Origin of the sequence: Streptomyces bicolor (assembly GCF_000719285.1) — a bacterium.
Classification (GTDB): domain Bacteria; phylum Actinomycetota; class Actinomycetes; order Streptomycetales; family Streptomycetaceae; genus Streptomyces; species Streptomyces bicolor.
On the sequence record NZ_JOFS01000014.1, the window covers coordinates 204,280 to 225,144 of the forward strand.

At 69.3% G+C, this 20,865-nt stretch carries 17 protein-coding genes; 10 read left to right on the top strand and 7 right to left on the bottom strand.

Annotation, left to right across the window (positions count from 1 at the left end):
* Window positions 1–8: 8 nt before the first annotated feature.
* From IF78_RS0120405 to IF78_RS0120430, 6 genes are all read right to left on the bottom strand, one after another.
* The gene (locus IF78_RS0120405) at window positions 9–1,049 is read right to left on the bottom strand and encodes an amidohydrolase family protein (protein WP_031483867.1); all 1,041 of its coding nucleotides are present in this window, start codon (window positions 1,047–1,049) and stop codon (window positions 9–11) included.
* Window positions 1,050–1,325: 276 nt separating this feature from the next.
* A complete protein-coding gene (locus IF78_RS0120410) occupies window positions 1,326–2,372 on the bottom strand; it encodes an ABC transporter ATP-binding protein (protein ID WP_031483869.1) in 1,047 nt (348 codons plus the stop codon).
* Window positions 2,373–2,398: 26 nt separating this feature from the next.
* Window positions 2,399–3,436 carry an ABC transporter ATP-binding protein gene (locus IF78_RS0120415; protein ID WP_031483871.1) on the bottom strand — a complete coding sequence of 346 codons (1,038 nt, stop codon included), beginning with the start codon at window positions 3,434–3,436 and terminating at the stop codon, window positions 2,399–2,401.
* 48 nt (window positions 3,437–3,484) lie between these two features.
* A complete protein-coding gene (locus IF78_RS0120420) occupies window positions 3,485–4,465 on the bottom strand; it encodes an ABC transporter permease (protein WP_031483873.1) in 981 nt (326 codons plus the stop codon).
* A 121-nt stretch (window positions 4,466–4,586) separates the two neighbouring features.
* On the bottom strand, window positions 4,587–6,353 hold the full coding sequence (locus tag IF78_RS0120425; RefSeq protein WP_031483875.1) for an ABC transporter substrate-binding protein: 1,767 nt from the start codon (window positions 6,351–6,353) through the stop codon (window positions 4,587–4,589).
* An 82-nt stretch (window positions 6,354–6,435) separates the two neighbouring features.
* The gene (locus tag IF78_RS0120430; RefSeq protein WP_031483877.1) at window positions 6,436–7,464 is read right to left on the bottom strand and encodes an ABC transporter permease; all 1,029 of its coding nucleotides are present in this window, start codon (window positions 7,462–7,464) and stop codon (window positions 6,436–6,438) included.
* 495 nt (window positions 7,465–7,959) lie between these two features.
* Here IF78_RS0120430 and IF78_RS0120435 point away from each other — a divergent pair, with 495 nt between their 5' ends.
* The 6 genes from IF78_RS0120435 (at window position 7,960) to IF78_RS0120460 (ending at window position 14,213) form a co-directional block, all read left to right on the top strand.
* Window positions 7,960–9,585, top strand: coding sequence for a peptide ABC transporter substrate-binding protein (locus IF78_RS0120435; protein WP_031483879.1), 1,626 nt, complete (start codon window positions 7,960–7,962; stop codon window positions 9,583–9,585).
* A gap of 7 nt (window positions 9,586–9,592) precedes the next feature.
* Window positions 9,593–10,516 carry an ABC transporter permease gene (locus IF78_RS0120440; RefSeq protein ID WP_031483881.1) on the top strand — a complete coding sequence of 308 codons (924 nt, stop codon included), beginning with the start codon at window positions 9,593–9,595 and terminating at the stop codon, window positions 10,514–10,516.
* Window positions 10,509–11,507 carry an ABC transporter permease gene (locus IF78_RS0120445; RefSeq protein WP_031483883.1) on the top strand — a complete coding sequence of 333 codons (999 nt, stop codon included), beginning with the start codon at window positions 10,509–10,511 and terminating at the stop codon, window positions 11,505–11,507. Before IF78_RS0120440 ends, IF78_RS0120445 begins: the two co-directional genes overlap by 8 nt.
* A gap of 192 nt (window positions 11,508–11,699) precedes the next feature.
* The gene (locus IF78_RS0120450) at window positions 11,700–12,674 is read left to right on the top strand and encodes an ABC transporter ATP-binding protein (RefSeq protein WP_031483885.1); all 975 of its coding nucleotides are present in this window, start codon (window positions 11,700–11,702) and stop codon (window positions 12,672–12,674) included.
* A complete protein-coding gene (locus IF78_RS0120455; protein WP_031483887.1) occupies window positions 12,667–13,707 on the top strand; it encodes an ABC transporter ATP-binding protein in 1,041 nt (346 codons plus the stop codon). Before IF78_RS0120450 ends, IF78_RS0120455 begins: the two co-directional genes overlap by 8 nt.
* Before the next feature lie 206 nt (window positions 13,708–13,913).
* Complete coding sequence (locus tag IF78_RS0120460) at window positions 13,914–14,213, top strand: hypothetical protein (protein WP_031483889.1); 300 nt, start codon at window positions 13,914–13,916, stop codon at window positions 14,211–14,213.
* 13 nt (window positions 14,214–14,226) lie between these two features.
* Here IF78_RS0120460 and IF78_RS0120465 read toward each other — a convergent pair whose 3' ends face one another.
* Window positions 14,227–16,344 carry a S9 family peptidase gene (locus IF78_RS0120465; RefSeq protein ID WP_031483891.1) on the bottom strand — a complete coding sequence of 706 codons (2,118 nt, stop codon included), beginning with the start codon at window positions 16,342–16,344 and terminating at the stop codon, window positions 14,227–14,229.
* Window positions 16,345–16,520: 176 nt separating this feature from the next.
* Between IF78_RS0120465 and IF78_RS0120470 the strand changes: the two genes are divergently transcribed.
* From IF78_RS0120470 to IF78_RS0120485, 4 genes are all read left to right on the top strand, one after another.
* Complete coding sequence (locus IF78_RS0120470) at window positions 16,521–16,715, top strand: hypothetical protein (RefSeq protein WP_019755516.1); 195 nt, start codon at window positions 16,521–16,523, stop codon at window positions 16,713–16,715.
* A 45-nt stretch (window positions 16,716–16,760) separates the two neighbouring features.
* Window positions 16,761–17,627, top strand: a complete 867-nt coding sequence (gene mshB / locus IF78_RS0120475) for an N-acetyl-1-D-myo-inositol-2-amino-2-deoxy-alpha-D-glucopyranoside deacetylase (RefSeq protein WP_031483894.1) — start codon at window positions 16,761–16,763, stop codon at window positions 17,625–17,627.
* On the top strand, window positions 17,624–18,031 hold the full coding sequence (locus tag IF78_RS0120480) for a DUF6113 family protein (RefSeq protein ID WP_031483896.1): 408 nt from the start codon (window positions 17,624–17,626) through the stop codon (window positions 18,029–18,031). Before mshB ends, IF78_RS0120480 begins: the two co-directional genes overlap by 4 nt.
* A 156-nt stretch (window positions 18,032–18,187) precedes the next feature.
* A complete protein-coding gene (locus IF78_RS0120485; RefSeq protein WP_031483897.1) occupies window positions 18,188–20,707 on the top strand; it encodes a hypothetical protein in 2,520 nt (839 codons plus the stop codon).
* Window positions 20,708–20,865 lie beyond the last annotated feature (158 nt).

Genomic DNA, 20,865 nt, shown 5'->3' on the forward strand with positions numbered 1-20,865 from the left:
CGGCCCACTCACCGCACGACCCGCCCCCGCAGCACGATCCGCCGAGGATGCCGCAGCACCCCCGGCTCCCGTCGCGGATCCACGTCGTAGACGGTGACATCGGCGAGCCCGCCCTCGACCAGCCCCGGCAGCCCCAGGAACTCCCGCGCCGCCCAACTCGCCGCCCCCACCGCCACGTCCGCGGGCAGCCCGGCGGCGATGAGGTGCTCGACCTCGGTGGCGACGTTGCCGAAGGGGGTGGAGTCGGTGCCGGCGAGGACGGTGACGCCGGCGTCATGGGCCTCGCGAACGCGCTGGATCATGATGCGGTGCCCTGCGTGCCAGAGCCGGCCGCGGGGGTTGTCCTTGATGCGGGGCGCGCTGCGGGCGAAGGCGGTGAGGGTGGGGACGTAGACCGCCCCGTGCGCGGCCATCAGCTCCACGCACTCCTCCGGCATCCCCATGCCGTGCTCGATCGAGTCGACGCCCGCGCGGGCGGCGTTGAGCACGCCCTGGGCGGACTGGCAGTGCGCGGCGACCCGCCCACCGGCCGCGTGCACCGCGTCGGTGACGGCGCGCAGGATGTCGTACGGCACGGGGGCCGCCTCGAAGTCCCAGTCGCCCATGAGCTTGCACCAGCCGTCATGGGCCTTGGCCTCGGCGACGGCGGCGGTCACCAGGTCGTCGGTGACCGTGTGGAAGTCGGCACTCTTCGACAGGCCCGCCCAGGCCAGCCAGCGCCCTGCCGTGATCATGCGCGGCGCGTCGGCCGCGTCCCGCAGCCCGTCCGGGATCTCCCCGAGCAACCCCGGGAACCGTAACGCCGTCGTCCCGGCGTCCCGGTGCGCGGCGATCTGCTCGACGAACACGTCGGGGTCGAAGGCGGGTTCGTCCTCGGACGGGGATCCCGGGTGCGTGTGCACGTCGACGAGGCCGGGGAGCAGGTAGCCGCCGTCCGCCACCGTGTCCGCCTCGGCCGAGGGGCGGTCGAAGGTGATGCGGTCGCCGAGGATCCAGAGGTCACGGGGGATGCCGCTTGGGAGGACGGTGCCGCGCAGGTGAAGGGCCACGGGGAGGCAGTTTTGCCGCCTGGTCAGGCGTGCGGCAAGGGCGCCCGCCTGGATCCGTCCCGCCAATCGCGTACGGGTACGTACCCGTACCCTCTGTAGGTGAGTGAGAGGAGCTTCGCATCCCCGCCGAAGCCCGCGACCGAAAAGGGCGGCCGGTGCGCATCCTCGACCTCAACCCCTGAGCACCAGATCTGCCGAAGGTCGTGCATGGGCCGGACGGCCGAGGGCCCGTGCACACGCGAGAGGTGTGCACGGGCCCTGGTTGCCTTGGCTGTGTCAGGCCGCCGGCTGAGAGTCCTTCGAAAGGCGGGGCGCGGGCGTCGCGTCGGCCGTCTCCGGGTAGTGGCAGGCCGTCAGGTGACCGGGCTTGTTGCCCTCGACCTGGACCAGCGGCGGGGCGTCGGTCGCGCACTTCTCCGTCGCCTTCCAGCAGCGCGTGCGGAAGCGGCAGCCGGAGGGCGGGTTGATGGGGGAGGGGACGTCGCCCTGGAGGCGGATGCGCTCGCGGGCCGGGGTCTCGTCCACCGTCGCCTCGGGCACGGCGGACAGCAGCGCCCGGGTGTACGGGTGGCGCGGGTTGGCGTACAGGTCCTCGCGGTCGGCGATCTCGACGATCTTGCCGAGGTACATGACCGCCACGCGCTGCGAGAAGTGCCGTACGACGGCGAGGTCGTGGGCGATGAACAGGAACGCGATGCCCAGCTCCTGCTGGACTTTTTGGAGCAGGTTCACGACCTGCGCCTGGATGGAGACGTCGAGTGCCGAGACCGGCTCGTCCGCGACGATCAGCTTCGGTTCGAGGGCCAGCGCCCTTGCCACGCCGATGCGCTGGCGCTGGCCGCCGGAGAACTCGTGCGGGAAGCGGTTGTAGTGCTCGGGGTTGAGGCCGACGATCTCCAGCAGTTCGCGGACCCGCTTCTCGCGGCCGCCCGCCGGGTTGATGTCGTTGATCTCCATCGGGCCCGAGATGATCTTGCCGACCGTCTGGCGCGGGTTCAGCGACGCGTACGGGTCCTGGAAGATCATCTGGATCTCGGAGCGGACCGGCGCCAACTGCTTGCGGTTGGCGTGCGTGATGTCCTTGCCCTGGTAGGAGATCTTGCCGCCGGTGGGCTCCAGCAGGCGCGTGATCAGCCGGCCCGTGGTCGACTTGCCGCAGCCGGACTCGCCGACCAGGCCGAGGCTCTCGCCCTCGTTGACCTGGAAGTCCAGACCGTCGACGGCCTGGACGTGGCCGACCGTGCGACGGATCGGGAAGCCGCCCTTGATCGGGAAGTGTTTGGTCAGCCCGGAGACGTCCAGGAGGGGAGTGGTGCTGCTCATGGTGGTGAAATCCCGTCTCTTGTACGTCAGTTGGCCGCGCTGCCGGCCAGGTCGGAGAAGTACTCGCCGCGCTGCTCGGCGGTCAGGTGGCAGGCGGAGCCTCGTCCGTCGACGAGCTCCAGCAGCGGCCGCTCCGACGAGCACAGGCCGCCCTCGACCTTCTCGGCGAAGGCGCACCGCGGGTGGAAACGGCAACCCGACGGCGGGTTCAGCAGCGACGGCGGCGAACCCGGGATCGGGTTGAGCGGCACGTCCACCGGGTGGTCCAGGCTCGGCATCGAGCTGAGCAGGCCCCAGGTGTAGGGGTGCTGCGGGTCGCGCAGCACCTCCTTCTTCGTGCCGCGCTCCACGCACCGGCCGCCGTACATCACCAGCACGTCGTCCGCGATGTCGGCGATGACACCGAGGTCGTGCGTGATGAAGATGATGGCCGTGCCGAACTCCTTCTGGAGGTCCTTCAGGAGGTCCATGATCTGGGCCTGCACGGTCACGTCGAGGGCCGTGGTCGGCTCGTCCGCGATCAGCAGCTCCGGGTCGCAGACCAGCGCCATCGCGATCATCGCGCGCTGGCGCATACCGCCGGAGAACTGGTGCGGGTAGTCGTCGACGCGGACCTCGGGCTGCGGAATGCCGACCCGCTTCAGCATCTCGATCGCCCGCTCCCGGGCCGCCTTCTTGGAGCAGCCCGTGTGCTTGCGGTAGGTCTCGCCGATCTGCTTGCCGATGGTGTGGTACGGCGACAGCGAGGTCAGCGCGTCCTGGAAGATCATCGACATCTTGTTGCCGCGGAGCTTCTCCAGCGTCTTCTCCGAGGCGCCGTTCAGCTCTTCGCCGTCCAGGGTGATCGAGCCCTCGACCTTGGTGCTGTCCGGGTTGTGCAGGCCCAGGATGGTCAGGTTGGTGACCGACTTGCCGGACCCGGACTCGCCCACGATGCCCAGCGTCTTGCCGCGTACGAGGTCGAAGGACAGACCGTCGACGGCCTTGACGGTGCCGTCCTCGGTCGAGAAGTGCACCTTCAAGTCCTTGATGGAAAGGAAGGGCTGCTGATCGGTGCTCGTCACGGGGACGCTCCAGTGAGGGGTGATGCGGGGTAGCTGGTGGGGGCGGGGTCAGGCGAGCCTGATGCGGGGGTCGATCAGGGCGTAGCAGGCGTCGACGACGATGTTGGCGAGCACGACGAAGCTGGCCGTGACCACCATGACGCCGAGGAGCATGGGCAGGTCGTTGTTGGTCGCCGACTTGACGGCGAGCATGCCGATGCCCTGGATGCTGAAGGTCTTCTCGGTGATCATGCCGCCGCCGAGCAGGACGCCCATGTCGATGCCGAAGATCGTGACGATCGGGCCCATGGCGCCGCGCCAGGCGAACCGGAAGAACACGTTCGGTCCGGAGAGGCCCTTGGCCCGGGCTGTGCGGACGTAGTCCTCGTTGAGCTGCTCGACCATCTGGGAGCGCGTCATACGGGTGTAGTTCGCGGTGAAGATCAGCGCCAGGATCAGCCACGGCAGCAGCAGTCCGGCGAACCACTGGCCCGGGTTCTCGGAGAAGGGCGTGTATCCGGGCTGGTCGAGGATCTGCCACTGGTACACGAAGAGGTACAGGGCCAGGGTGCCCACGAAGTAGATCTGCATGGACGACGCGACCAGCGAGGCGCTGCTGGCGACCTTGTCGGTGGCCTTGCCCTGCTTGCGCGCGGCCAGCATGCCGGCGCCGACGCCGAAGACCAGGAACACCACGGACGAGCCGAGGAACAGCGAGAACGTCGTCGGGAACCGGTCCAGGATGGTGGCGAGGACGGGCTCGCGGTTGACGAACGAGTAGCCGAGGCACGGTGCGTCGCAGTTGCCGAAGCCCGGGTACTCCCGGCCGAGGAAGATGCCGCTGAGCCAGTGCCAGAACTGGACCGGCATCGGATCCGCGATCCCCATGTTGTGGCGGATCAGCTCCAGCGTCTCCGGCGTGCAGAGCTTGCCGCAGGCGATCCGGGCCGGGTCGCGTGGCACCGCGTAGAAGAGCATGAACGTGACCGCGCTGATGATCAGCAGCGTGATCACGGCGCCGAGGAGCCGGCGGACGAGGAAGCGAAGCATGGGGAGTGGCTTTCCTGGGAGAGGCCGTCGTGCGGAAAGGCCGGACCGGGGATCACCCGGGGGCCCGGTGGACGAGCCGAGGGTGGGGCGGCACACGGCCGCCCCACCTCTCAGGTGTGGATCAGGACTTGACGTACATCTTGTAGAGCATGCTGCCGTCGAAGTTCGGGTCCATCTTCACGTTGCCGAGCTTGGAGCCGTGCATGTAGATGCGGCGCATGTACACGTCGGGGATGAACGCACCGGTCTCGGTGACCTGCTTGTCCAGGGCGGCCCACATCTTGTTGGCCTTGTCCTGGTCGGTCTCGGCGGTCGCGGCCTTGATGGCGGCGTCGATGGCCGGGTCCTTCAGGTGCGAGTAGTTCTGGCCCTGGTCGACGACGTTCTTGCTGTCGAACAGCGGCTGGAACACGGAGTAACCGGTCGGCCAGTCGGAGGACCAGCCGCCCCAGTAGACGTCGAACTCGTTGTCGAGCTTGCCGATCTGGTCGTACCAGGTGGTGGAGTCGATGCCCTTGGTGACGACCTCGAAGCCGGCGGCCTTCAGGGCGTTCTCGATGACGACCTTGATCTTCGCCTGCTGCGGGTCCTGCTGGTAGGCGTAGACGACCTTGTAGCCGGACTTGCCGGCCTTCTTCAGGATCTCCTTGGCGGCCTTCGGGTCGCCCTCGGGCTTCGCCAGCTTGCCCCAGACGTCCTGCGACTCGTAGCCGGCGACGAGCGGGCTCATGATGCCGGTCGCGTAGTCACCGCGCACCTTGCCGCCCAGCAGCTGACGGATGCCGGCGGTCGGCCAGGCCTTGATGAGGGCCTCACGGACGGCCTTGTCCTTGACGCGGCTGGTGTTGATCCAGTAGCAGCTGACGCCGTTGCCGAGCTGCTCGAAGACGCGGTCCTTCGCCTCGGTCTGCGCCTTCTGGATGCGCTCCTGCGGGATCGTGCGCCAGCTGGTGGCGTACTGGTCCTTGCCGGCGTCGGCCAGCAGACGGTCGATGGCCGTCAGCTGCTCGATGCCGAAGGTGAAGTCGAACTGGTCCGGGTAGGCGTTGCGGATCGGGTCCGTCGCCGGGTCCCAGTGCTCGTTGCGGACCAGCGTCATCGACTTGTCGGTGACGTGCGACTTGATCTTGTAAGGACCGCTGGAGACAGGCTTCTTGTCGTAGTCCTGCTTGGTGTCCTTCTTCACCGGGGTCGGCGCGTAGGAGTGCATCGCCAGGACGTAGTTGAAGTCGGGACGCGCCTCGGACAGGCGGAAGGTGATGGTCTTCCCGCTGGTCTCGATGGACTTCAGGTGCTTGCCGCCGTACGGGCCCGGGTACGACTTGCGGTACTCCGCCGAGCCGGTCAGCCAGGTCTGGACGTAGAAGGCGCCCTCGGTGACGAAGTTGGCGAAGCAGCGCTCGATGCCGTGGCGGACGTCATCGACGGTGATGTCGGAGCCGTCCTCCCACTTGATGCCGTCCTTGAGCGTGAAGGACCAGGTCTTGCCGCCGTCCTTCATGGTGCCCGTGTCGGTGGCCAGGTCGCCGACCAGCGTCATGGAGCCGTCGTCGGCGATCTTGTAGTTGGTCAGCGTGCGGGAGATGACCATCGCCGCGAGCGAGTTCCACGCGTAGTAGATGCGCTGCGGGTCGAGGTGCGAGAAGTCGTCGTCGTTCAGCAGGTAGACGGTGCCGCCCTTCTTCGCGCCGGAGACCTCGGGGGCCGGGCCCTTGGAGTCCTCGGCGGTGCCGATCTTGACGACGGTCGCGTTGGCCTTGGCCGCCTCCTGCTTGCCGCCACCACCGGTGTTGTTGGTGGTGTCGCCGCTGCTGCACGCGGACAGCACGGAGCTGGACGCCGCCACGACACCGGTGGCAATAAGGAAGTTTCTGCGCGAGAAGGACATCGCAATCCTGCCTTCGAAAGGTGAGTGATGAGAGAGATCCGGCACCCCGGCGCCTTCGCCGTGGTCCTGAAAAGGGCCGGAGCTAACGCTTGGTCTTCGGGTCCAGTGCGTCTCGCACCGAGTCGCCGAGGAGGTTGAACGCCAGGACGAAGATCACCATGGACAGGCCGGGGAAGAGCAGGAAGGTGATGTCGTCCTGGTACACCTTGGCAGCCTGGCCGATCATGACGCCCCAGTCGGGCGTCGGGTCCTGGATGCCCACGCCGAGGAAGGCGAGGCCGGCCTCCGTGGTGACCATCGCCGGGACGCTGAGCGTCGCCTGGATCAGGATCGGCGTCCAGAGGTTCGGCAGCAGTTCCTTGAAGATGATGCGCGCCGGAGATGCCCCCGTGACCTTGGCGGCCTCGACGAACTCCCGCTCGCGCAGGGCCAGTACCTGGCCGCGCAGGAGTCGGGCGATGGAGGCCCAGCCGAAGACGGTGAGCAGGCCGACGAGGCACACGACGGTGAGCCAGGTGGGCGTGTTCTCGTCGGCGGCCACGAACAGGGCGAGCACCACGGGGGTGAAGGCCACGAAGAAGAGCTGCGAGGGGAACGCCAGCAGGATGTCGATGACCCGCCCGATGAACCAGTCCGTCTTGCCGCCCACATAGCCGGCGGTGACGCCCAGGGTCACACCGATGATCACGACAAGGAGGGTGATGGCCGTGGCGATGAGCAGGGAGTTGCGGATCCCGTAGAGCAGGAAGGTGAACAGGTCCCGGCCGAGCCCAGGCTCGATACCGAACCAGAACTCGCTGTCGATGCCACCGTTGGGCTTCACTGGGAAGCCGTTGTCACCCAGCAGTCCGGGGGTGCTCAGGCCGTACGTCGTGTACGGGTCCTTCCCGTAAAGCTTGGCTATCAGTGGGGCGCACAGCGCGATCACGAAGAAGAAGATCACGATGCATGCCGCGGCGACGCCCGTGCGGTCCCGCTTGAAGCGACGCCAGGCCAGCTGTCCCGGGGACTTGCTCTCGTTGGCCGAGGGGGCGGGAGAAGTGATCGACTTCTCGGCGCTCTCATCGGTTACCTCAAGCGGGGCAGCCGCTGATGGAGTTGGGGGGGTCATGGTGCTCCTGGCCCAAGGGAGGGTCTGAGTGACTCCGCAGGGCACGCTCCCCTACGGGCTACGCCGGACTTTTTCAACGCAATTCATTCAAGGTCAATAAATTCTCGGCCGACTTGGTTGTCTCTTTACGTTCTTTACCCTGCCTTGACCATTCCGTAGCTACGCGGGTAGCGCAACGTGATTGAGTTGTGCCTTGACTCGGACCAACTGGACTATTCGGGCAACGAGTTCGATATGCGGATGGTCCAGTGCCGAAATGTGTACATCCCGAGGGCTCAATCCAACGGTTCGGCATCGGATCGCGAAGATCCGTTGCGTGTTGCATCAAAGATCATCCGTCGGATGCGTACATCCGGATGGTGTGTCGCCCCATTGGGTCGGTCCATGTGCGATACGCGCCTTTTGATTCGATATTGGCCGTGAGGGATCAGTACCCCGATCAATGTCCGATCAGTGCCCGGTCAGCACCCGATCAGCACCCGGAGGAGGCGCTCCATGCACGGAGCCACGCACGCCAGATGGGCCGTATGCGCGGTGGTGCTCGCCCTCGCGGCGACGGGCTGCGGAGGCGGGGGCGGCAGTGCCGCCGACGGGGGCGCGGTGCTCAGCTCCTCGTGGACCGATCCGCAGAACCCGCTGGAACCCGCCAACACCAACGAGGTGCAGGGCGGCAAGGTGCTCGACATGATCTTCCGGGGGCTGAAGCGGTACGACCCGAAGACCGGTGAGGCCGAGAACATGCTCGCCGAGAAGTTCGAGACGACCGACTCGCAGAACTACACCATCACCGTCAAGGACGGCTGGACCTTCAGCAACGGAGAGAAGGTCACCGCCCGGTCCTTCGTGGACGCCTGGAACTACGGGGCGAGCCTCAGGAACAACCAGAAGAACGCCTACTTCTTCAGCTACATCGAGGGCTACGACAAGGTCCACCCGGCGAAGGGCGAGCAGAGCGCCGACACGATGTCCGGGCTGAAGGTGCTCGACGACCGCACCTTCACCGTCAGGCTCAGCCAGAAGTTCTCGAGCTTCCCCGACACCCTCGGCTACAACGCCTTCGTCCCGCTGCCCCGCGCGTTCTTCGACGACCACGCCGGCTGGCTGGCCAAGCCCGTGGGCAACGGGCCGTACGCCGTGGAGTCGTACACCAAGGGCTCGGAGATGCGCCTGACGAGATGGAACGCTTATCCGGGCGAGGACGCGGCCCGCAACGACGGCGTCACCCTCAAGGTCTATACGGACAACAACACGGCCTACACCGACCTGATGGCCGGCAACCTCGACCTCGTCGACGACATCCCCGCCCAGCAGCTCAGGAACGTCCGCAGCGACCTCGGCGACCGCTACCTCAACACCCCGGCCGGCATCATCCAGACCCTGGCCTTCCCCCATTACGACAAGGACTGGAACAAGCCCGGCTCGGTCAAGGTCCGCCAGGGGCTGTCCCGGGCGATCGACCGGGAGCAGATCACCCGGACCATCTTCCAGGGGACCCGCACCCCCGCCACCGACTGGACCTCACCCGTCCTCGGCACGGAGGGCGGATACAAGGAAGGGCTGTGCGGTGAGTGGTGCGAATACGACCCCGCCGCGGCGAAGAAGCTGATCGAGGAGGGGGGCGGGCTGCCCGGCGGGCAGGTGAAGATCACGTACAACGCGGACACCGGCTCCCACAAGCTGTGGGTGGACGCCGTCTGCAACTCCATCAACAACGCCCTGGGCAACGACCGGGCCTGCGTCGGCAACCCGATCGGCACCTTCGCCGACTTCCGGAGCAAGTCCACGACCCAGAAGCTCTCCGGGCCCTTCCGGGCGGGCTGGCAGATGGACTACCCGCTGCCCCAGAACTTCCTGCAGCCGCTCTACTACACGAACGCCTCCTCCAACGACGGCAAGTGGTCCAACCAGGAGTTCGACAAGCTCGTCGACCGGGCGAACGCCGAGACGGACCTCGCCAAGGCCGTCGAGACCTTCCAGAAGGCCGAGGAGGTCGTCCGGGACAACATGGCGTCCATCCCGCTGTGGTACCAGAACGGCAGCGCCGGCTGGTCCGAGCGGCTGTCGAACGTGTCCCTCAACCCGTTCAGCGTCCCCGTCTACGACCAGATCAAGGTCGGCTGAGCCCGCCATGGGGCAGTACGTCGTACGGCGCCTGCTGCAGATGATCCCGGTCTTCGTCGGGGCGACCCTGCTGATCTTCCTCATGGTGAACGTGATGGGCGACCCCGTCGCGGGCCTGTGCGGCGACCGGCAGTGCGACCCGGCGACGGCCGCGCAGCTGAGAAAGGAGTTCGGCCTCGACCAGCCCGTGTGGCAGCAGTACCTGACCTACATGGGGAACGTCTTCACCGGGGACTTCGGTACGGCGTTCAACGGCCAGGAAGTCACCGAGCTGATGTCCACGGCCTTCCCGGTCACCCTCCGGCTCACCATCGTGGCGATCGCCTTCGAGATCCTCATCGGGATCACGCTGGGCGTCGTCACCGGCCTGCGCCGCGGCCACCCCGTCGACACCGGCGTCCTCCTCCTCACCCTCGTCGTCATCTCCGTTCCCACCTTCGTCACCGGCCTGCTGCTCCAGCTGCTGCTCGGCGTGGAATGGGGCTGGATCCGCCCCTCCGTCTCCTCGGCGGCCCCCTTCGCCGAGCTGCTCCTGCCCGGCCTGGTCCTCGCCTCGGTCTCCCTCGCGTACGTCACGCGCCTGACCCGGACGTCCATCGCGGAGAACCGGCGCTCCGACTACGTCCGTACGGCCATCGCCAAGGGCCTGCCCAGGCACCGGGTCGTCACCCGGCACCTGCTGCGCAACTCCCTCATCCCCGTCGTCACCTTCATCGGCGCCGACATCGGCTTCCTCATGGGCGGCGCGATCGTCACCGAGCGGATCTTCAACATCCACGGCGTCGGCTACCAGCTCTACCAGGGCATCCTGCGCCAGAACACCCAGACCGTCGTCGGCTTCGTGACGGTGCTGGTCCTCGTCTTTCTCCTCTGCAGCCTGGTCGTCGACCTCCTGTACGCCGCACTCGACCCGAGGATCCGCTATGCCTGACCAGCCGTTCCCGTCCGACGGGGCGATCTCCGGCAGAGGTACGGCCGGGGCGATGCACCTGGCCGCCAGTGAGGCGGAGACCCTGGAGCGGCCCTTCGGCGGGCGGGCGCCCGTGGAACCCGAGCCGGCGGCCGTCTCCGCCGAGCGACCCCGCAGCTTGTGGTCCGACGCCTGGCGCGACCTGCGCCGCAACCCGGTCTTCATCGTCTCCGGCCTGATCATCATCTTCCTGCTCTTCGTCTCGCTGTGGCCCTCGGCGATCGCCCCCGGCAGCCCCCTCAAGTGCGACCTCGCCAAGTCCCAGCAGGGCTCCGCGCCCGGCCATCCCTTCGGCTACGACGGACAGGGCTGCGACGTCTACACGCGCACGGTCTACGGCGCCCGTACGTCCGTCGTGGTCGGTGTCTGCGCCACGCTCGGAGTCGCGGTCCTCGGCTCGGTGCTGGGCGCGCTGGCCGGCTTCTTCGGCGGGCTGTGGGACTCGTTCCTCTCCCGGGTCACCGACATCTTCTTCGCCATCCCGGTCGTCCTCGGCGGCCTGGTCCTGCTGTCGGTGGTGACCAGCAACTCCGTCTGGCCGGTGATCGGCTTCATCGTGCTGCTCGGCTGGCCGCAGATCTCCCGGATCGCCCGCGGCGCGGTCATCACCGCCCAGCAGAACGACTACGTCCAGGCCGCCCGCGCCCTGGGCGCCTCCAACTCCCGCGTCCTGCTCCGCCACATCGCGCCCAACGCCGTCGCCCCCGTGATCGTGGTCGCGACGATCGCGCTCGGCACCTATATCGCCCTGGAGGCGACCCTGTCGTACCTCGGCGTGGGCCTGAAACCCCCGAGCGTCTCCTGGGGCATCGACATCTCGGCGGCCTCCCCGTACATCCGCAACGCCCCGCACGCCCTGCTGTGGCCGTCCGGAGCGCTCGCGGTCACCGTCCTCGCGTTCATCATGCTCGGCGACGCGGTGCGCGACGCCCTCGACCCGAAGCTGAGGTGACGGCGTGATGGTGTGCACGGTGACGTGGTGCGCGCCCCGAAGGGGCGCGGGGCTGTGTCGATGTGCGGCTACCGCCGCGTGGGCGCGACCGACCACGACGGAGCCGCAGACGATCGGCGGCCCGTTGTGGCACCCCCCAGCGGAGCGCATGGTGCGCGACGCCCTCGACCCGAAGCTGAGGTGAGCCGTCGCATGCTGCTCGAAGTGCGGGATCTGCACGTGGAGTTCAGGACCCGGGACGGTGTCGCGAAGGCCGTCAACGGCGTCAGCTACGGAGTGGACTCGGGCGAGACCCTCGCCGTGCTCGGTGAGTCCGGCTCCGGGAAGTCCGTCACCGCGCAGGCGATCATGGGCATCCTCGACATGCCGCCCGGCCGGATCACCGGCGGCGAGGTCCTCTTCCAGGGCAGGGACCTGCTGAAGCTGAAGGAGGAGCAGCGGCGCAAGGTTCGCGGCGCCGAGATGGCGATGATCTTCCAGGACGCGCTGTCGTCGCTGAACCCCGTACTCACCGTCGGCGACCAGCTCGGCGAGATGTTCGTGGTGCATCGGGGGATGTCGCGGAGGGACGCCCGCGCGAAGGCCGTCGAGCTGATGGACCGCGTGCGCATCCCGGCCGCCGAGGAGCGCGTCAGACAGTACCCGCACCAGTTCTCCGGCGGTATGCGCCAGCGCATCATGATCGCGATGGCCCTCGCCCTCGAACCGGCCCTCATCATCGCCGACGAGCCCACCACCGCCCTCGACGTCACCGTCCAGGCCCAGGTCATGGATCTCCTCGCGGAGTTGCGCCACGAGTACGCCATGGGGCTGATCCTCATCACCCACGACCTCGGCGTGGTCGCGGACGTCGCCGACCGGATCGCCGTGATGTACGCGGGCCGGATCGTCGAGACGGCGCCGGTCCACGACCTCTACAAGGCGCCCGCCCACCCCTACACCCGCGGCCTGCTGGACTCCATCCCCCGCCTGGACCAGAAGGGGCAGGAGCTCTACGCCATCAAAGGCCTGCCCCCCAACCTCATGGACATCCCCCAGGGATGCGCCTTCCACCCCCGCTGCCCGATGGCCAGGGACGTGTGCCGCACCGACGTACCTCCGCTGAGCGAGGTCTCCGAAGTGCGGGGCAGCGCCTGCCACTTCTGGAGGGAGTGCCTGAATGGCTGAGGCGATTCTGGAGGTCAGCGGCCTCGTCAAGCACTACCCGCTCACCCGGGGCATCCTCTTCAGGAAGGAGACCGGCTCGGTCAGGGCGGTCGACGGCGTCGACTTCACCCTCCACCGCGGCGAAACCCTCGGCATCGTCGGCGAGTCCGGCTGCGGCAAGTCCACGGTCGCCAGGATGCTGGTCAACCTCGAACGGCCGACGGCCGGCGCCATCAGGTACAAGGGCGAGGACATCACCAGACTGTCCGGCCGCGCCCTGAAGGCCGTACGGCGCAACATCCAGATGGTCTTCCAGGACCCGTACACCTCCCTCAACCCCCGGATGACGGTCGGCGACATCATCGGGGAGCCGTACGAGATCCATCCCGAGGCGGCCCCGAGGGGCGACCGGCGCAAGAGAGTCCAGGAGCTGCTGGACGTGGTCGGCCTCAACCCCGAGCACATCAACCGCTATCCGCACCAGTTCTCCGGCGGCCAGCGCCAACGCATCGGCATCGCCCGGGGGTTGGCCCTGCGTCCGGAGATCATCGTCGCCGACGAACCGGTCTCCGCCCTCGACGTCTCCGTCCAGGCCCAGGTCATCAACCTGATGGACCGCCTGCAGAACGAGTTCGGGCTCTCCTACGTCTTCATCGCCCACGACCTGTCGATCGTCCGGCACATCTCCGACCGGGTCGGGGTGATGTACCTCGGCCGGATCGTGGAGATCGGCAGCGACGCGGAGATCTACGACCACCCCACGCACCCCTACACCCAGGCGCTGCTCTCCGCGGTCCCCGTCCCCGACCCGGAGGCCCGCGCGCACCGCGAGCGCATCATCCTGGCGGGCGACGTCCCCTCCCCGACGAGCGTCCCCTCCGGCTGCCGCTTCCGCACCCGCTGCTGGAAGGCCCGGGAACGCTGCGCCCAGGAGGTGCCGGCGCTCGCGGTGCCGTCGAACCTGGGCGGTCCGGGCGGCGGGCCCGCGGCGCACGACTCGGCCTGCCATTTCGCCGAGGTGAAGCGGGTGGTGCTGCCGGAGCCGATGCCATAGCCGTACAAACGCACACGAACCGCGTTAACACACAGGCAACTTCGTCGACCCGATCCCGATATACGGACGCGTCAGGCTGAACAGCGTACGGCCGTGCGGGTGCCGTAAACGGACCGGGGTGCGCCATGTCACCCCGGTCCGTTGCTGTTCGGCACATGAGTACGGGTACTCAGGACTCCGGCCCGCCCCTGCCCGAGGCTTGGCCCATGGAACGCCGACCCGGAGAACACGACGGTCTGTGCGCGGTGCTCGTAGGCCTCCTCGACGTCCTGCTGGTGATCGTCCTCGGCTACGGCATGGTCGCGTCCGGCATCGGCGCGGGTTTCGACGAGTACGCCGACCAGCGGGCGGCCGCGGGGCAGCACGACATCGCGGTCTTCACCGCGTGGCTGACCTGCGGCGGCTTCGCCCTCGCCGCGGTGTTGCGCTACTGGAAGACCGGGTTCGTCCACCTCCTGCTCACCGGTCTTCCTCTCGTGCTCTTCCTCGCCTGGTCGGGCAACTGAGCGGGCCGGGGGCTCAGTTCAGTCCCAGCGACCGCTTCACGAAGTCCACTTGAAGCAGCAACAGATTCTCCGCGACCTGCTCCTGCGGGGTCATGTGCGTCACCCCGGACAGCGGCAGCACCTCGTGCGGCCGGCCGGCGGCCAGCAGGGCGGAGGACAGCCGCAGGGCGTGCGCGACGACCACGTTGTCGTCGGCCAGACCGTGCACGATCATCAGCGGGCGGTGCGGCTCGGCGGGGGAGGACAGGCCGTCGTCGGTGATGAGCGAGCTCTTCGCGTACGACTCGGGCTGTGCCGCCGGGTCGCCCAGGTACCGCTCCGTGTAGTGGGTGTCGTAGAGGCGCCAGTCCGTGACCGGCGCGCCCGCGATGCCCGCGTGGAAGACGTCCGGGCGGCGCAGCACCGCCAGTCCCGCCAGCCAGCCGCCGTACGACCAGCCGCGGATCGCCACCCGGGACAGGTCGAGCGGGTGGGACTTCGCCAGGTCCTGGAGCGCGTCGATCTGGTCGTCGAGCGAGACCGTGAAGTCGCCGTGGACCGCCTTCTCCCAGGCGGGCGAGCGTCCCGGTGTACCGCGCCCGTCCGCGACGACCACCGCGAACCCCTGGTCGGCGAACCACTGCGAGGTCAGGTGGGCGTTGTGCGCGGCGACCACCCGGGGGCCGTGCGGTCCCCCGTACGGATCCAGCAAAACCGGGAGCGGAGTGTCACCGGCGTAGTCCCGAGGCATAAGCACGGCGCACGGGATGCGTCGTGCGCCCCCCTCGGTGAGGGTCACGCGCGGGGTCACACCGGGATCTTCGGCATACGACCGGACCGCCGCCATTCGCTTTCCCTCACGCAGGACCTGGACGTGCGACCCGGGCCGGTCGAGGGTGTGGGACACCAGCACCGTCACGCCCCCGGCGCGCACCGCCGAGTGCACGCCGCGCTCCTGTGACACGCGCTCCACGCCGAGCTCGTTCACCCGGTACACATGCACTTCGCCGACCTCCGGACCGGCCGCGGCCTCACCGGCGGATGCCGAGATCAGCACGTCGTCGTCGGAGACGTCCAGCACCGCGCGGACGTGCAACTGCGGCCCCGTCAACGGGCGTTCGCCCACCGTGAGCACGCGCGCGCCGCCCTCGTCGGCAATGCGCACGAGCTGCCCGGAAGGGGACCAGCAGGGCACTCCAGGGAAAAGATCCAGCCATTGTGGATCTTCGTCCGCGTGCACCATCCGCGTGGCCCCCGTCGCCGTGTCCACGGCCAGGAACAACTGGCTGCGCTGGTCCCGCGCCTGGACGAGGAGCAGCGGCGCACCCGCCGCTGACCAGTGCACCCGCGCCAGATAGGGGTACCGCGCCCGGTCCCACGAGACCTCCGTGCGGACCCCGTCCAGGCCGATCACGAACAGCCGTACGTCCGCGTTCCCGGTGCCCGCCGCCGGGTACGCGACCCGCCGCGGCTCGCTCTCCGGACGCGCCGGATCGGCGATCCACCACCGGCGCACCGGCGTGTCGTCCGCGCGCGCCACGAGCAGCCGGTCCGACTCCGGACCCCACCAGAAGCCCCGGTAGCGCCCCATCTCCTCGGCCGCGATGAACTCGGCCAGTCCATAGGTGACCCCCTCCGACTCCGGCTCGGCGAGCGCACGGTCGCCCTCGCCCTCGGCGCCCACCACCCGCAGGGCGCCCTGCGCGACGTACGCGATGTGCCGTCCGTCGGGGGAGGGGCGCGGGTCGATCACCGGTCCGGGGACCGGAAGTTCGCGTGCCGTGCCGGCGCGCAGTTCCGCCGTGAATAGCCGCCCTGACAAGGCAAAAGACGCCAACTCGACGGCGCTGTCGGTGGCGTGGGCGACGATGCCGGCGCCGGCCTCGCGACTGCGTTCGCGCCGGGCCCGCTCCTCCGGCGGGAGGTCTTCCGACGCACCGCCCAGCAGGGCGCGCGGGTCGGCCGCCACGCGCTCCCCGCCGTCCGCGGTGTCGAGGACCCACAGCGAACTCGCCGGGTCCGTACCGGAGGTGGAGCGCAGGAACGCGACACGGCTGCCGTCGGGCGCCACCGTGAACGCGCGCGGCGCGCCGAGGGTGAACCGCTGGGTACGGGCGTGCCGCCGGGGGAAGGACACAGGCTCGGTCGTCATGACCCGACCATATTGGCCAGTGCGCCCCCTTGTGCGGCTGTGCGCCGATCGATGCGCACGCCCGGATAGTTATGATCACAACCGCATAGTGGGTATGAACCTGCTGGCTGCTGCATGGATTTATCTGCCCCCATAGTCCGACCCCCCGCGCCTGGGATTCTTGGAGGTGAGCCGCCGTGGCACTCTCGATTTCGGCGGTGGTGCTGCTGGCGATCATCGTCTTCCTGTTGATCAAGAAATCAGGGCTGAAGGCCGGCCACGCGGTCGTCTGCATGCTGCTCGGTTTCTATCTGGCGTCGTCGACCGTCGCTCCCACCATCAGCGAGCTGACGACGAACATCGCGGGCATGATCGGCAGCATCAAGTTCTGAGCCGCCCACGTGGCGGTGTCGGTGCCGCCTCGTAGGGTGGGGTCCATGACGGAACTCCCCGCTCGGCGTCTGCTCCTGGTGCACGCGCACCCGGACGACGAGTCGATCAACAACGGCGCGACCATGGCCAAGTACGCGGCCGAGGGTGCCCTGGTGACCCTGGTCACCTGCACCCTTGGGGAGCACGGCGAGGTCATTCCCCCCGAGCTCCAGCACCTGGCCGGCACCGAACTGGGCGAACACCGGCTGGCCGAGCTCACCGCCGCGATGCGCGAGCTCGGCGTCGAGGACTTCCGTCTCCTCGGCGCAAAGGGCCGCTACGAGGACTCGGGGATGATGGGCATCGCCGACAACGACGACCCGGCCTGCCTCTGGCGGGCGGACGTCGAAGCGGCCGCTCGGGACCTTGTCGAGGTGATCCTGGAGGTGCGCCCCCAGGTCCTCGTCACCTACGACCCGGACGGCGGCTACGGCCACCCGGACCACATCCAGGCCCACCGCATCGCCATGCGCGCCGCCGAGCTGGCGGCGGACTCGGGGTGGCGGATCCCCAAGACCTACTGGAACCGCGTCCCGCGCACGGTCGTCGAAGAGGCCTTCGTCCGGCTTCAGGCGGATCTGCCCGGACTGCCGTTCAGCAAGGCCGCCACCGTCGACGACGTGCCGGGTGTCGTCGACGACGAGCGGATCACCACCGTGATCGACGGCGCCGCGTACGCCACCGCCAAGGCCCGCGCGATGCAGGCCCACGCCACGCAGATCGACGTGGCCGAGCTGTACTTCGCGCTCTCCAACGAACTCGCCCAACCCCTCTTCACCACCGAGTACTACGAGTTGGTGCGCGGGGAGCCGGGTTCGGCGGAGACGGAGTCTGATCTGTTCGCCGGTGTCGCTTTCGAGGAGGCGTCATGAGCTCGATGCTCGCCCAGCCGCTGAAGCTGAAGCGGCCTTCCGCCCTGCGGGCCCTCGCCCACCTCGGGCTCTTCCTGCTCGGCGCCCTCGTGGGGACAGCCGGGGCGCTGGTGCAGCCCGCTTGGTTCCCGGGCGGTCTGCTCCTGGCGCTCGCCGGCGAGGCCGGGCTCTGTCTCGGCGGCGCCCGCGCGACGGGCAGCCGGGCCGGGGCCGTCGCACCCGCCGGCGGCTGGATGATCACCGTCATACTGCTCACCGCCAGCCGCCCCGAAGGAGACTTCGTCTTCGGCACAGGCGCCGCCTCCTACCTCTTCCTGCTCGGCGGCATGGCGGTGGCTGTGATCTGCGCCACCCTCGCCCCGGTGCGGCAACCGGGCGACGACGGCGTCCGACTTGGCAATTGACGTACCACTTCTCCACGCCGCGCTCGTGCGAGTCCCGTGTGGGTTTCCCAGGCGGTCGTGGGATACGGGCCAGAAGTGGCCAGTATGGTGGTGCGCGCCGCCGAGCCGCCCGAAGCAGTGAGGTACGGGCGGCGGAGCCAACCGGGAGAACCTGCCTTGAGTCGTGAAACTGACACTCCGTCCTCCGGGCCCAACGGGCACGGCGGAGCCGCATACCCCTCCGGCACGCCGCCGTACGGGACCCCCATGGCTTCCGACAGCGGTGCGGACGCGGGCCGTTCGGCCACGCAGCCGGAGGAACGCAAGACCGAGACCACGCTGACGACCCGGATCCGGATCAACATCCCCGGATCGCGGCCGATTCCGCCGGTCGTCGTGCGCAAACCCGTAACCGAGGCCGAGAGTGCCGGGGCCCCCGCGGACACCGAGCCGCCGGCGCCGTCCGCGCCCACCGCCACCTCCACGGGCACCGTCGAGGCTCCGGCCGAGCCCACGGGGCAGGCGGACGAGAAGACCAGCGACTGGTTCGCGCCCCGCAAGTCCTCGGCGGGCAAGGGCGGTCAGGGCGGCCCGCCCAGCAACGGGGCCGGTCTGCCCGGCGGTTCAGGCGCCGGGGCTTCCGGTGCCGGTGCCGGTGCGCCCGGTGGTGCGCGTCCGGGTGCCGGTCGGCCCGGTGGTGTCGTCGGTTCGATGAGCGCGCCCGGCGGCTCCCGCCCCGGCGGCGGGACGGGCGCGGGGCTCCCCGGCGCGACCGGCGGGCCCGTGGCTCCCGGGCACGGCGGCGGCACCGGTTCCTTCGACGTGACCGAGGCACTGGCGGCGAGCTCGCTGGGCAACGGCAGCGGCGGCGGCAACGGTTCCCGCCCCGGCGCCGAGACGCGCCGTGACGACCTGCCGTACTTCTCCGAGAACGGCCAGAACGGCCAGAACGGGCAGGGCGGCCCGAACGGGTTCGGCGCCCAGGGCGGCGGCCCCAAGGGCCCGAACGGCTTCGGCGCTTCCGAAGACTTCACCGCCCCGAACCCCTTCGACCCCGCCGCCGACTTCGGCACCCCGAACGACTTCAACGGCTCCGGCGACTTCAACGGCCCGGACTACGGCGGCCCGAACGGCCGTGGCGGCCAGGGCGGCCCGCAGGGTCCCGCGGGCCCGACGACCGGTCCGGTCACCGGCGACGGTCCGGCGGTGCCTCCGATCGCCGGCGGTGGGCGGGGCGGGCCCGGTGGTCCCGGTGGTCTCCCCGGCTCCGGTACGCGCGGCCGTCCGGGCGGTCCGGGCGGCTCCGGTCCTTCCGCCGGTCCGGGTGGTCCGAGCGATACGGGTGCCACCGGGATCTTCACGGGTCCGGGGCGGCCCGGTGGTCCCGGCAGTGGTCTGGGTGGTGGGCCCGCCGGTCCGGGCGGTCCTGGTGGACCTTCCGGTCCGGGTGGTCCAGGAGGCCTGGGTGCTCCCGGTGTCTCCGGCGGCCCCGCCGGTCCCGGCGGTGGCCTGAGCGACGACACCGCGATCCTCACCCCGCAGAAACCGGCCCCCGAACCCGGCACCCCGCGGTACGGCGGCGTCGCCGACAACGTCTCGGGCCACACCGTCACCAGCGGCATCCCCGTCGTTCCTCCGGGCGCCCAGAACGGCCCCTTCGGCGCGGGCACCACCGACGCACCGGCGCCGCACACGCCCCCGAAGCTGCCCGAACCGGGCTCGTCGGACGCCCCGGCCTCCCGCGCGCCCAAGAAGAAGGGCCGCAACAAGCTGGCGCTGGTCGGCGGCGGAGTGATCGTCCTCGCGGGCGGCGTCTACGGCGCCGGCCTGCTGATGGCCCACTCCGACGTGCCCAAGGGCACGAGCGTGCTCGGCGTCGACATCGGAGGCGGCACCCGGGACGAAGCGGTCAAGAAGCTCAACGACGCCTTCGACGAGCAGGTCAACAAGCCGCTCGAGCTGTCGGTGGGCGGCAGGACCGTCACGCTGGAGCCGGACAAGGCCGGGCTGCAGTTCGACATGCAGCAGACCGTCAGCAAGGCCGCGACCAGCGACTACAACCCGATCTCCGTCATCGGCTCGCTGTTCGGCCAGGAGCGGGTCGTCGACCCGGTCATGCCCACCGACGAGGAGAAGCTGCACGCCGCCCTCGAGGAACTCTCCGGTGGCTCCGGCTCGGTGACCGAGGGCACGGTCACGTTCACGTCCGGCAAGGCGGTCGCCGTGTACGGCAAGGCCGGCCAGGGCATCGACGTCGCCAAGTCGACCACGGCGGTCGAGGAGGCGTACCGAAGCCAGGTGGAGACGGGCACGTCCGCCGCGGTGCGGGTCGCCACGACCACCCAGCAGCCGACGATCACGAACGCCGAGGTCGACCGGTTCATGAAGGAGTTCGCCGAGCCGGCGATGGCCAACAAGGTCACGATCCAGACGGACGCCGCGCACAGCATCCCGTTCGGCGCCCTGTCACTGCCGAAGATCCTCGGCGTCAAGGCCGTCGACGGCAAGCTCGTGGACACGTACGACCTCAAGGCGCTGAAGGAGGCGTACGGCGCCACCTTCGACGGCGTGCAGATCAACGGCGCGAGCGGCAAGCGTGACGTCCTGCCGGAGGACGTCGCCTCCGCCCTGCGCAAGGCCCTGCGCGGCAAGACGGCGGCGGAGCGCACGGTCACCATCGACACCAACCCGAGCTAGCGGAACCGCTCGGACCAGTCGGACCAGGGGCACCCGGCACTCGCCGGGTGCCCCTGGCCGTCGTATGACATCTGTCATCCGGCAGTCAGGACCGCCGACACTGCCGGACCCGGGGCCGCGAAAGCCACTCTGGATCGCATGACAACCACAGCGGCTGC

Excerpts from the sequence above, each read along its gene's own strand:
- IF78_RS0120440 (WP_031483881.1), top strand. The coding sequence starts at position 9,593 with ATGGGGCAGTACGTCGTACGGCGCCTGCTGCAGATGATCCCGGTCTTC.
- mshB (WP_031483894.1), top strand. The coding sequence starts at position 16,761 with ATGACGGAACTCCCCGCTCGGCGTCTGCTCCTGGTGCACGCGCACCCG.
- IF78_RS0120455 (WP_031483887.1), top strand. The coding sequence starts at position 12,667 with ATGGCTGAGGCGATTCTGGAGGTCAGCGGCCTCGTCAAGCACTACCCG.
- IF78_RS0120435 (WP_031483879.1), top strand. The coding sequence starts at position 7,960 with ATGCACGGAGCCACGCACGCCAGATGGGCCGTATGCGCGGTGGTGCTC.
- IF78_RS0120450 (WP_031483885.1), top strand. The coding sequence starts at position 11,700 with ATGCTGCTCGAAGTGCGGGATCTGCACGTGGAGTTCAGGACCCGGGAC.
- IF78_RS0120430 (WP_031483877.1), bottom strand. The coding sequence starts at position 7,464 with ATGACCCCCCCAACTCCATCAGCGGCTGCCCCGCTTGAGGTAACCGAT.
- IF78_RS0120445 (WP_031483883.1), top strand. The coding sequence starts at position 10,509 with ATGCCTGACCAGCCGTTCCCGTCCGACGGGGCGATCTCCGGCAGAGGT.
- IF78_RS0120460 (WP_031483889.1), top strand. The coding sequence starts at position 13,914 with ATGGAACGCCGACCCGGAGAACACGACGGTCTGTGCGCGGTGCTCGTA.
- IF78_RS0120420 (WP_031483873.1), bottom strand. The coding sequence starts at position 4,465 with ATGCTTCGCTTCCTCGTCCGCCGGCTCCTCGGCGCCGTGATCACGCTG.
- IF78_RS0120410 (WP_031483869.1), bottom strand. The coding sequence starts at position 2,372 with ATGAGCAGCACCACTCCCCTCCTGGACGTCTCCGGGCTGACCAAACAC.
- IF78_RS0120480 (WP_031483896.1), top strand. The coding sequence starts at position 17,624 with ATGAGCTCGATGCTCGCCCAGCCGCTGAAGCTGAAGCGGCCTTCCGCC.
- IF78_RS0120465 (WP_031483891.1), bottom strand. The coding sequence starts at position 16,344 with ATGACGACCGAGCCTGTGTCCTTCCCCCGGCGGCACGCCCGTACCCAG.
- IF78_RS0120425 (WP_031483875.1), bottom strand. The coding sequence starts at position 6,353 with ATGTCCTTCTCGCGCAGAAACTTCCTTATTGCCACCGGTGTCGTGGCG.